Source organism: Pseudomonas sp. Pseusp15 (assembly GCF_059492165.1).
Window position 1 is genome coordinate 4,485,586 of the sequence record NZ_CP168523.1, and the last position, 11,966, is coordinate 4,497,551.

General features: G+C 57.1%; 11 protein-coding genes and 2 tRNA genes. 1 reads left to right on the forward strand and 12 read right to left on the reverse strand.

What is annotated here, in order from left to right:
- Positions 1–3: 3 nt before the first annotated feature.
- The 11 genes from infB to rlmE form a co-directional block, all read right to left on the reverse strand.
- Positions 4–2,523, reverse strand: coding sequence for a translation initiation factor IF-2 (infB, locus tag ACEN8R_RS20335; protein WP_019582451.1), 2,520 nt, complete (start codon positions 2,521–2,523; stop codon positions 4–6).
- A gap of 27 nt (positions 2,524–2,550) precedes the next feature.
- Positions 2,551–4,032, reverse strand: coding sequence for a transcription termination factor NusA (nusA, locus tag ACEN8R_RS20340; protein WP_007933547.1), 1,482 nt, complete (start codon positions 4,030–4,032; stop codon positions 2,551–2,553).
- 47 nt (positions 4,033–4,079) lie between these two features.
- Positions 4,080–4,538 (reverse strand): ribosome maturation factor RimP, encoded by a 459-nt coding sequence (rimP, locus tag ACEN8R_RS20345; protein WP_007973115.1) that lies wholly within the window; start codon positions 4,536–4,538, stop codon positions 4,080–4,082.
- A gap of 138 nt (positions 4,539–4,676) precedes the next feature.
- Positions 4,677–4,753: transfer RNA gene (locus tag ACEN8R_RS20350), tRNA-Met, on the reverse strand.
- Between the two features lie 96 nt (positions 4,754–4,849).
- A tRNA-Leu gene (locus tag ACEN8R_RS20355) sits at positions 4,850–4,935 on the reverse strand.
- A gap of 22 nt (positions 4,936–4,957) precedes the next feature.
- Complete coding sequence (gene secG / locus ACEN8R_RS20360) at positions 4,958–5,341, reverse strand: preprotein translocase subunit SecG (RefSeq protein ID WP_018929487.1); 384 nt, start codon at positions 5,339–5,341, stop codon at positions 4,958–4,960.
- A 4-nt stretch (positions 5,342–5,345) separates the two neighbouring features.
- Entirely contained in the window at positions 5,346–6,101 is a 756-nt protein-coding gene (gene tpiA, locus ACEN8R_RS20365; protein ID WP_007933541.1) for a triose-phosphate isomerase, read from the reverse strand.
- Positions 6,102–6,167: 66 nt separating this feature from the next.
- Positions 6,168–7,505: a phosphoglucosamine mutase gene (gene glmM, locus ACEN8R_RS20370; protein WP_495624295.1), complete on the reverse strand. Its 1,338-nt coding sequence runs from the start codon at positions 7,503–7,505 to the stop codon at positions 6,168–6,170.
- A gap of 16 nt (positions 7,506–7,521) precedes the next feature.
- Entirely contained in the window at positions 7,522–8,373 is an 852-nt protein-coding gene (gene folP, locus ACEN8R_RS20375) for a dihydropteroate synthase (protein WP_026286672.1), read from the reverse strand.
- Between the two features lie 8 nt (positions 8,374–8,381).
- Positions 8,382–10,292: an ATP-dependent zinc metalloprotease FtsH gene (gene ftsH / locus ACEN8R_RS20380; RefSeq protein ID WP_018929483.1), complete on the reverse strand. Its 1,911-nt coding sequence runs from the start codon at positions 10,290–10,292 to the stop codon at positions 8,382–8,384.
- A 202-nt stretch (positions 10,293–10,494) separates the two neighbouring features.
- Positions 10,495–11,124 (reverse strand): 23S rRNA (uridine(2552)-2'-O)-methyltransferase RlmE, encoded by a 630-nt coding sequence (gene rlmE / locus ACEN8R_RS20385; protein ID WP_007933535.1) that lies wholly within the window; start codon positions 11,122–11,124, stop codon positions 10,495–10,497.
- Positions 11,125–11,225: 101 nt separating this feature from the next.
- Between rlmE and ACEN8R_RS20390 the strand changes: the two genes are divergently transcribed.
- A complete protein-coding gene (locus tag ACEN8R_RS20390) occupies positions 11,226–11,534 on the forward strand; it encodes a YhbY family RNA-binding protein (RefSeq protein ID WP_007900503.1) in 309 nt (102 codons plus the stop codon).
- A 9-nt stretch (positions 11,535–11,543) separates the two neighbouring features.
- On the opposite strand, the gene ACEN8R_RS20395 is transcribed toward ACEN8R_RS20390, so the two are convergent.
- Positions 11,544–11,948, reverse strand: coding sequence for a hypothetical protein (locus ACEN8R_RS20395; RefSeq protein ID WP_007933533.1), 405 nt, complete (start codon positions 11,946–11,948; stop codon positions 11,544–11,546).
- Between the last annotated feature and the right edge of the window lie 18 nt (positions 11,949–11,966).

Here is an 11,966-nt window from a genome sequence, read left to right on the forward strand (position 1 = left end):
GAGTTAGAGGCTGCGAGCAACCTGAACCTTCTCGAAGACTTCGATCTTGTCACCGACTTTGACGTCGTTGTAGCTCTTCACGCCGATACCGCATTCCATGCCGGCACGTACTTCGGAAGCGTCATCCTTGAAGCGGCGCAGGGATTCCAGCTCGCCTTCGAAGATAACGATGTCTTCACGCAGTACACGGATTGGACGGTTACGGTGAACAACACCTTCGATAACCATGCAACCGGCGATCGCGCCAAACTTCGGCGAACGGAACACGTCACGCACTTCAGCGGTACCCAGGATGTTCTCGCGAACATCGCTGCCCAGCATACCGGTAAGGGCTTTCTTGACGTCTTCGATGATGTCGTAGATCACGTTGTAGTAACGCATATCCAGACCTTCCTGCTCGACGATCTTGCGAGCGCCGGCATCGGCACGCACGTTGAAGCCGAACAGTACAGCGTTGGAGGCCAGTGCCAGGTTGGCGTCGGATTCGGTGATACCACCGACACCGCCACCGACCACACGCACTTGCACTTCGTCGTTACCCAGGCCATTCAAGGCACCGTTCAACGCTTCCAGCGAACCACGGACGTCGGATTTGAGGACGATGTTGAGCGTCTTCTTCTCTTCCTGACCCATGTTCTCGAAGATGTTTTCAAGCTTGCCGGCGTGAGCACGGGCCAGTTTGACTTCGCGGAACTTGCCTTGACGGAACAGAGCCACTTCACGGGCTTTCTTCTCGTCAGCAACTACGCTCATCTCGTCGCCAGCGTCCGGAGTACCGTCCAGGCCGAGGATCTCGACAGGGATGGAAGGACCGGCTTCCTTGATTGGCTTGCCGTTCTCGTCGAGCATGGCGCGAACGCGGCCATAGTTCGAACCGACCAGCACCATGTCGCCCTGGCGCAGGGTACCGTCTTGAACCAGAACGGTTGCAACCGGGCCACGACCTTTGTCGAGACGCGATTCAACCACAACACCACGACCAGGGGCCGATGGGGTTGCTTTCAGTTCCAGAACTTCAGCTTGCAGCAGAACAGCTTCGAGCAACTCGTCCACGCCGGTACCGACTTTCGCCGAAACCGAAACGAACGGGGTGTCGCCGCCCCACTCTTCCGAAGTCACGCCGTGAACCGACAATTCGCTACGGATGCGATCAAGATCGGCGCCCGGCTTGTCGATTTTGTTCACTGCGACAACCAGAGGTACGCCAGCCGCCTGAGCGTGCTGAACAGCTTCAACGGTCTGCGGCATTACGCCGTCGTCCGCTGCAACCACCAGGATCACGATGTCGGTCGCCTTGGCACCACGGGCACGCATGGCGGTAAACGCGGCGTGACCAGGGGTGTCGAGGAAGGTGACCATGCCGCGTTCGGTTTCAACGTGGTACGCACCGATGTGCTGGGTGATACCACCGGCTTCGCCAGCAGCTACCTTGGCACGACGGATGTAGTCGAGCAGCGAGGTCTTACCGTGGTCAACGTGACCCATTACGGTCACAACCGGTGCACGGGAGAACGTCTCACCTTCAAACTTCAGGGACTCGGCCAGGGAATCTTCCAGGGCAGTGTCGCTGACCAGGGTCACTTTGTGGCCCAGCTCTTCGGCAACCAGTTGGGCAGTTTCCTGATCCAGTACCTGGTTGATGGTCGCTGGGGTACCCAGTTTGAACATGAACTTGATGATTTCAGCAGCCTTGACCGACATCTGCTGGGCAAGATCGCCAACAGTGATGGTCTCGCCGATCTTCACTTCGCGCACAACAGGGCCGGTTGGGCTCTGGAAACCGTGGGCGTTGCGTTTCTTCAGCTTGGCCTTGCCGCGACCACCACGACGGAAGCCATCGCTTTCTTCGTCGGTAGTACGTGGGGCAACGCGTGGAGCAGGCGCTTTTTCCTTGACCGAAGCACGATGCGGAGCGTTTTTGCGCTCACCATCGCCACTGCCACGACGATTGCTATCGTCGGCACGTGGTTTGTCCGGACGACGCTGTTCGTCGCGTTTGCGAGTGTCGGCTGCAGGTGCGGCGGCCACGACCGGGGCGCTTTCACGCACAGGTTCGGCAACTGCTACAGGCGCTGCGACAGCTTCGACAGGAGCGGTTTGCGCAGCAGCAGGCTGGCGACGCGCTTCTTCTTCGGCGCGACGCTTGGCTTCTTCTTCAGCCTTCTGACGTGCAGCATTTTCTACTGCGCGACGTTCTTCCAGTTCGCGCTTGCGCTCGGCTTCGATTTCTTCCGGGCTGCGCTGCACGAAGACTTTCTTCTTGCGTACTTCAACGCTGATGCTTTTGCTGCCAGCAACACGCAGGGTGCTGGTGGTTTTACGCTGCAGCGTGATCTTGCGTGGTTCTTCCACTTTCGCCTTGTGGCTGCTTTTCAAGTGAGTCAGCAAAGATTGCTTCTCACTGTCAGTCACATGTTCTTCGGCGGCGGTGTGCGGCAGACCTGCCTCACGCATCTGCTGCAACAGGCGCTCTACCGGTGTTTTGACCTCATCGGCCAGTTGTTTCACCGTGACTTGCGTCATGCACTTCTCTCCTCAGGCCGCGCCTAATTACTCGAACCAGTGGGCTCGGGCGGCCATGATCAACTTGCCGGCACGATCATCGTCAATGCCGTCGATGTCGAGCAGGTCGTCAATAGACTGCTCGGCCAGGTCTTCGCGGGTAATTACGCCGCGCACCGCCAGTTCCATCGCCAAATCCTTGTCCATGCCCTCAAGCGAGAGCAGGTCTTCGGCCGGATGGGCGTCTGCCAGCTTTTCCTCAGTAGCGATGGCTTTGGTCAACAAACGATCCTTGGCGCGAGCGCGAAGCTCGTTGACGGTTTCTTCGTCAAAGCCGTCGATGTTGAGCATTTCTTCCAACGGTACGTAGGCAATCTCTTCCAGGCTGGTGAAACCTTCATCTACCAGCACCTGTGCCAGATCTTCGTCGACTTCCAGCTCGTCGATGAAGTTGCGCAGGATGTCGCCGGTTTCTGCTTGTTGCTTAGCCTGGATGTCCGATTCGGTCATCACGTTCAGGGTCCAGCCAGTCAACTGGCTAGCCAGACGCACGTTCTGACCACCGCGACCGATGGCCTGAGCCAGATTGTCTGCGCCAACGGCGATGTCCATTGCATGGGCATCTTCGTCAACGATAATTGCCGCCACTTCAGCCGGCGACATTGCATTGATCACGAACTGAGCAGGGTTATCGTCCCACAGGACGATGTCCACACGCTCACCGCCCAACTCGCCGGACACTGCCTGGACGCGCGAACCGCGCATACCGATGCAAGCGCCTTGCGGATCGATGCGTTTGTCTTTGGAGCGGACCGCGATCTTGGCACGCGAACCCGGGTCACGGGATGCAGCCATTACTTCGATCAGGCCTTCAGCGATTTCCGGCACTTCGATGCGGAACAACTCGATCAGCATTTCCGGCGCGGTACGCGACAGGATCAGCTGCGGGCCGCGGTTCTCGGTGCGGATTTCCTTGAGCAGCGCACGCAGACGCACGCCAACCCGGAAGGTTTCGCGAGAGATGATGTCTTCACGGGCCAGCAACGCTTCTGCGTTATTGCCCAGGTCGACGATCACGTTGTCGCGGGTGACTTTCTTCACGGTGCCGGAGATGATTTCCCCCAGACGCTCGCGATAGGCATCAACGACTTGAGCACGCTCGGCTTCGCGAACTTTCTGCACGATGACTTGCTTGGCAGTCTGTGCAGCAATGCGGCCGAACTCGATGGATTCGATTTTTTCTTCGACAACGTCACCGACCTTGGCGCCAGGATGCGTTTGCGCAACCTTGCTTGGCCAGGTTTCGATAGCCGGATCGTCCAGGTCTGCTTCTTCGACGACCGTCCAGCGACGGAATGTCTCATAAGCACCGGTGTGGCGATTGATTTCCACACGCAGATCGACTTCGTCCTCGAAACGTTTTTTGGTAGCAGTGGCCAGAGCCAGCTCCAGCGCTTCAAAAATTACGTTTGCCGGTACGCCCTTTTCATTGGATACCGACTCAACAACCAGCAGTACTTCTTTGCTCATCGTACGCCTCGCCTTTCGCAAGCCATTGGATCCGCGGGATCCGCGTCTCAGTCAAAACTGGGAATAATGTTGGCCTTGTCGATCATATCGATCGGCAACAGGAACTCATGGTCTTCAACCTGCACCACGACGTCCTGCTCTTCTACACCGCGCAGAAGGCCCTGAAAGTTGCGTCGACCTTCAAAAGGCGAGCGCAGCTTGATCTTCACTTGTTCACCGGCAAATTTTGCAAACTGCTCAAGAGTGAACAGTGGGCGTTCCATGCCAGGCGAGGAAACTTCAAGGGTGTATTCAACGGAGATTGGATCTTCAACATCCAGCACACCGCTGATCTGGCGACTGACGATGGCACAATCGTCCACCAGCACGCCGCCTTCTTTATCGATATAAACGCGCAACATTGAGTGGCGACCTTGAGCCGAAAACTCAATACCCCAGCATTCATAGCCTAGGGCCACGACCACCGGGGCCAGCAAGGCCTGCAACTCTTCTAGCTTGCTCGACACCTGAACCCCCTCGTGCATGTATGTGCATGCTATGCAAAATAAAAAAATGGGCGAAACGCCCATCCTTGAAACGCCGCCGAATAGCGGCGCTGAAAGTGTCCAGCTAACAAAAAGCCCCTGAAAAGGGGCTCCTTAAACTGGTTGCGGGGGCCGGATTTGAACCGACGACCTTCGGGTTATGAGCCCGACGAGCTACCAGACTGCTCCACCCCGCGACAAAGCTGGGGCGGAAGTATACGACCGATCCCTGACAGGGTCAATGTAACCTTCCACCTACAAGAAAGCCCGCAACAGCGGGCTCTCCTGATAATTGGTACCGAGAAGGGGACTCGAACCCCTACACCCTATGGGCACAACCACCTCAAGGTTGCGTGTCTACCAATTCCACCACCTCGGCAATACTACGTTTGAAACTCTTCTTACTTCTGCTCTTGAGCTGGAGGCACGTCAGTCGCTGGAGTAGCCGACTTTTGCTCTTGAAGCACCGGGACATCATCAGAAGCCGGTTTTTGCTTTGGAACTTCCAACACTGCTGGGTTTGGCAAACCTACTTGAGTCAGCTGGTGAGCTTTCTCTTTAGCAAAGTAACCTAACCCCAAGCTGGTCATGAAGAAACCGGCGGCAAGTATAGCAGTAAACTTACTAAGAAAGGTAGAGGTACCTTGGCTTCCGAACACAGTATTTGAAGCACCTGCTCCGAAAGATGCACCAGCGTCCGCACCTTTACCCTGCTGCAGCAATACCAGAGCAACTACGCCCAACGCACCCAGCAGATGAAAAACGACTACGACTGTTTCCAGCATTTTTTCAGTTTCCCGCGGCGCGACAAATCGCACCGAACTCATCTGCATTCAGGGAAGCCCCACCAATGAGCCCCCCATCGATATCCGGCATGCCGAACAGTTCGGCCGCATTGGCCGCCTTCACGCTGCCGCCGTATAGAAGCCGCACACCTTGTGCGACTTCAGAATTCTCTGCCGCCAACTGGGCGCGAATGGCTGCATGCACATCCTGCGCCTGTTGCGGCGAAGCAGTCAGCCCGGTACCAATGGCCCAGACCGGCTCGTAAGCGATTACTGCCTTTGCAAAAGCACCAACACCCAGCTCCTCGATGATGCTGCCCAGCTGACGCCCGACAACCTCAAGAGTTTTTCCAGCTTCGCGCTGCTCGAGGGTTTCCCCTACACACAACACCGGAATCAAGCCACATGCCTGTGCTGCCGCAAATTTGCGATTCAGCGTCCCGTCGAGCTCGCCCATTATCTGGCGGCGCTCAGAGTGCCCGACAAGCACCAGGGAACAACCTGCATCCACCAACTGACTCGGTGAAATTTCACCTGTCAACGCACCCTGCCCGGATTCAATCGCAGAGTTCTGCGCGCCGACCGAAATCGACTTCCCTTGCAAACCATCAATCACTTGATTGATATACAAGCAAGGCGGGAACACCGCGACATCAACACCGCTCGGCAAGGCCAGATGACGAAGGCCGTCGATCAGCTCAGCGACGCTGGCGCGGGTACCGTGCATCTTCCAGTTACCAGCTACCATAGGGCGACGCATGCTGTACCTCGTCGGTCAAAGTGGGCGCAGATGTTACCCAACACAATCATGGCTGGCAAGCCGAAATCAGGCAGAAACTTCAGTTACCAGTTTTGCCAGCTCTTCGGCGTAATCGCGAACCTGCGTTTCGTCCTCGCCTTCGACCATGACACGCACCAGCGGCTCCGTCCCGGACTTGCGCAACAACACGCGCCCGCGGCCCGCCATCGCTTGAGTTACACGATCACTGGCCTCCTTGACGGTCGGATGCTCGAGCGGGCTCACACCACCGCCAAACCGCACATTGATCAACACCTGAGGGCACTTGCGCAACGCCTGACGCGACTGAGCCAGGCCTTCTGCGCGCCGTTTCAGCGCCATCAAGACCTGCAACGCAGCAATGATCGCATCCCCGGTAGTGGTGTGACTGAAGCAGACAATGTGCCCCGAGTTTTCACCGCCCACCAGCCAATCGCGCTCCAGCAACTCGGAGATGACGTAACGGTCACCAACGTTGGCCCGCACAAAAGGAATCGCCAGATCCGCCAGGGCCAACTCCAGCCCCAGATTACTCATCAGCGTACCGACCACACCGCCCTGCAACTTGCCACGTTCTTGCAGATCGCGAGCGATGATGAACAGCAGCTCGTCACCATCGACGACAGCACCGGTGTGATCAACCATCTGTACCCGATCACCGTCACCGTCGAAGGCAATACCCAAATCGGCGCGCTCGGCCAGTACGGCGGCTTGCAGCGGCGCCATATGGGTCGAACCGCAATTATCATTGATGTTCAGGCCGTTAGGATGGGCAGAAAGCACAACGACATCAGCCCCCAACTCACGGAACACGCTAGGCGCCACTTTATAAGTCGCGCCGTGAGCACAATCGAGCACGATTTTCAGGCCGGCAAAACTGGTGCCGGTAGGAACGCTACTCTTGCAGAATTCGATATAACGGCCCGAGGCATCGTTGATTCGCGACACTTTGCCGATCTCGCTCGACTCAACCACAGTCATCGGGGTGTCTAGCAGCTCTTCGATCATCAGCTCGACTTCATCCGGGAGCTTGGTGCCCTTACCAGAGAAAAACTTGATACCGTTGTCGTCATGAGGGTTATGCGAAGCGCTGATCACGATGCCGGCTTCGGCGTGAAAGGTCCGCGTCAAATAGGCGATGGCCGGAGTCGGCATTGGCCCCAACAGCATCACATCAGCACCGGCCGAGGTCAGCCCAGCCTCAAGCGCCGACTCGAACATGTAACCGGAGATACGGGTGTCCTTGCCCACGAGCACCTTGCAGGCGCCCATGCTGCGAAATGCCATGCCTGCCGCCCAGCCAAGCTTGAGCATGAAATCAGGAGTGATAGGGTATTGACCGACCCGACCACGAATGCCGTCGGTGCCAAAGTATTTCTTACTCATAAGTACTCCATCTTTCTTATTCAGCTGATTCTACGGCGGCAATCATCCGCACCACGTCGACCGTTTCCGCTACATCATGGACGCGCAATATACGCGCACCTTTGACCGAAGCCAGCGCCGCAAGTGCCAGACCACCATGCAGACGCTCTCCCACAGGTCGATTCAAGGCCTGGCCGATCATGCTCTTTCGCGAAACACCGACCAACAGAGGCCGCCCCAAAGCATGCAGGGCCTCCATATGCTTAAACAAACTTAGATTGTGCTGCAGGGTTTTCGCGAAGCCGAAGCCCGGATCAAGAATGATCCGCTCAGCAGGGATACCTACCGAGGCACACTGAACCATGCGCTCGGCAAGAAACTCGCCGACCTCTTTCGTAACATCCTGGTACTGAGGGTTGTCCTGCATGTCGCCCGGCTCGCCGAGCATATGCATCAGGCACACCGGCAAACCGGTGGCCGCCGCTGCATCCAGAGCACCATCTCGACGCAACGAGCGTACGTCATTGATCAACCCCGCCCCCAGCCTTGCGGTTTCACGCATGACGGCAGGCGTGGAGGTATCGACCGAGATAATCACATCCAGTTCGCGACTGATGCGCTCAACGATAGGCGCTACGCGCTCTAGCTCTTCAAGCGGCGAAACGGCCCTGGCACCGGGCCGGGTCGATTCACCACCGACGTCGATCAGCGTCGCACCGGCCACCACCATCGCCTCGGCGTGGCGCAGGGCCGCGTCCAGCTGGCTGTATCGGCCGCCATCGGAAAAGGAATCGGGAGTGACATTGAGAATGCCCATGACATGCGTCTGGGCCAAATCAAGAACCCGGTTGCCGCAAGACAACCGGGTCGAGGACTGAACAGAAGTCATTTCAAACCTTAAACGTCAGCAGCCGGGCCGCCGATAGGTGTTTCCGGACGCCCATCCTGCACCACCGGAGGTGTGCCGGAAGTGTCGTTGCCGCCAGACCAGTCGCGAGGTTCGCGAGGCGTACGACCCGCCATGATGTCATCGATCTGATCGGCATCGATCGTCTCGTACTTCATCAAGGCATCCGCCATCGCATCAAGCTTGTCACGGTTATCCGTGAGGATCTGCTTGGCCGTGCCGTAGCACTGGTCAATGATGCTGCGCACTTCGGAGTCGATCAGCTTGGCCGTCTCGCCAGAGAAACTGGCATGCTGACCACCGCCGCCACGACCGAGGAACACTTCGCCCTCTTCTTCGGCGTACATCAATGGACCGAGTTTTTCCGACAACCCCCACTTGGTCACCATGTTTCGTGCTATCTGGCTGGCACGCATGATGTCGTTGGACGCACCGGTGGTGACGCCATCGAAGCCCAGGGTCATCTCTTCAGCGATACGACCGCCGTACAGCGAGCAGATCTGGCTGATCAGTGCACGCTTGGACAGGCTGTAGCGATCTTCTTCCGGCAGGAACATGGTCACACCAAGTGCGCGACCGCGCGGAATGATCGACACTTTGTAGACCGGGTCATGCTCTGGCACGACGCGACCGACGATAGCGTGGCCTGCTTCGTGATAAGCAGTGTTCTGCTTTTCTTTCTCGGACATGACCATGGATTTGCGCTCGGCACCCATCATGATCTTGTCTTTGGCCAGTTCGAACTCTTTCATCTCGACGATGCGCTTGCCGGCACGAGCCGCAAACAACGAAGCCTCGTTCACTAGGTTGGCTAGGTCGGCACCGGAGAAACCAGGAGTACCACGAGCGATCACGGCCGGAGCGACGTCGTCACCCATCGGCACTTTGCGCATGTGGACTTTGAGAATCTGCTCGCGACCACGGATGTCCGGCAGGCCAACCACGACCTGACGGTCGAAGCGGCCCGGACGCAGCAACGCAGGGTCCAGTACGTCCGGACGGTTGGTCGCGGCGATGACGATGATGCCGTCATTCATTTCGAAGCCGTCCATCTCTACCAGCAACTGGTTGAGGGTCTGCTCGCGCTCATCGTGACCACCACCCATGCCGGCACCACGGTGGCGACCGACGGCGTCGATTTCATCGATGAAGATGATGCATGGCGCATGCTTCTTCGCCTGCTCGAACATGTCACGGACACGGCTGGCACCGACGCCGACGAACATTTCGACGAAATCGGAACCGGAAATAGTAAAGAACGGTACTTTGGCTTCGCCGGCAATCGCCTTGGCCAGCAAGGTTTTACCTGTACCCGGAGGACCAACCATCAGCACGCCGCGAGGAATGCGACCGCCCAGGCGCTGGAACTTGCCCGGATCACGCAGGAACTCGACCAGCTCGCCGACTTCTTCCTTGGCTTCGTCACAACCTGCAACGTCAGCCAGGGTGGTTTTCACCTGATCTTCGGAGAGCAGGCGCGCCTTGCTCTTGCCGAAACTCATCGGCCCACCCTTGCCACCGGCACCGCCCTGCATCTGCCGCATGAAGAACATGAAGACGGCGATGATCACCAGGATCGGGAAGCTTGCGACCAGGAGTTGAGTCCAGATACTTTGCTGCTCAGGTTGCTTGCCTTCGACCACAACGTGGTTATCCACGAGGTCGCCGATCAGACCGTTGTCCTGGATTGCCGGACGGATGGTCTTGAAGCTGTCGCCATCGTTGCGCTTGCCTGTAATCACGTAGCCATCAACCGCTACGCGCTCGACCTTGCCATCCTTGACCTGCTGGATGAAGTCGGAATAGTTGAGGGTCTGCGGCTCGTTAGGGCTGGAGAAGTTGTTCATCACCGTCACCAGGACAGCTGCGATGATCAACCACAGGATCAGATTCTTTGCCATATCGTTCAATTAACTACCCTCTGAAGCAAGCTCCGCTAATGGCGCGCGCTTCGCATGATATTCACCGGCCTAACTTACTACATTACCTACGGCTCTGGCAGGCGCCGTCTGTAACCCTTTGTGAAACACTTTCTACACAATATTCGCTAATGCACGCGGGGCGAAATATGAAAAACCTATCACCCCGCCAAAAAACCTCGTTTTACTCACTACGCCCGCGGTAACCCCAAGCCAACATGTATTGCTCGCGGGAACTGTCACGGGAAGAGTCTGGCTTGATCATCTGGATCTTGTCGAATTTCCGACGAGCATCCTTCAGGTAAACATCAAACCCTTCGCCCTGAAAAATCTTGATCACAAAATTACCACCCGGCTTGAGTATCCGTTCCGCCAAATCAAGCGCCAGCTCGCAAAGAAACATGGCTTTTGGCATGTCCACTTCAGGCGTACCACTCATATTGGGGGCCATATCGGAAATCACAAGGTCCACCTGCGAATTACCCACAGCTTCAAGGATCCGCGTGAGCACTTCGTCCTCGGTGAAGTCCCCCTGAATGAAAGTCACGTCCGGAATGCTGTCCATTTCCAGAATGTCCGAGGCGATCAGTCGCCCCTGACCACCAATCAGACGACTAGTCACCTGCGACCATCCGCCGGGCGCCGCACCCAGGTCGACAACACTCATGCCGGGACGGATCAGCTTGTATTTCTCCTGGACCTCCAGAAGTTTGTAACTCGCACGCGAGCGGTAGCCATCCTTTTGCGCCTGCTTCACATAGGGATCGTTGACATGTCTTTTCAGCCAACCAAGGCTTGTCTTGGAACGCGCCATTGGGCACCTCGATGATAAGGGTCGTGATTAATTGGGCGGATCCACGAGCCCTCGGGTAAAATGGCCGCCATTTTACAGAATCCAGACGAAAGGGTCAGATTATGCCGCTCACTCAAGAGCAGAAGAAACAGTACAAGTCCATTGGCCACCATCTGAAACCAGTTTTGATTGTGGCTGACAACGGCTTGACTGAAGGTGTGTTAGCCGAACTTGAACGCGCTTTGGCGGATCACGAGCTGATCAAAATCAAGCTCAACATCCTCGATCGCGAATCGCGCCTGGCAGCCATTGCAGAACTCTGCAAGGCCGGCAAAGCCGATCTGGTTCAGGTCATCGGCAAGATGGCACTGATTTATCGCAAGAACTTCAGCGTCAACAAGCAGTTGTCGAACGTCCATCGCTTCAAGTGATGGCAAGGGTCAAGGGTGTGCTTCGCGCACCCTGACACTCCATCCAGGCACCGGCTGCATCACCAGCACCAGCCCGGAAAACCCCAGGACAAGATAGCTGAACAACTGCCAATGCAGCGCCTGCGGCCAACCGAAGCGTACTGCGAAATACATCGCGCACCCATACAGCGCCATCAGCAGCAGTTGCCCGCGAATATCCCGCCATAGACTGGCAAGACCCTCGGCCTGTACCAGCACCAAAGCCTGAAAAATCACACTCGCTGTGGCGAATCCCACCATCAGCGTATTCAGCGCACCTGCAATTTCGTCGATCAGCAGCGGCGCCAGGCCTATTTGCCCCAGCACCGGCAGCAGACCGATGTGCAACAACCACAAGCCGCCAACCCAGAGCATCTGGGTCAGCTGCCAAAGCATGGCACCCGCACGTAGCGG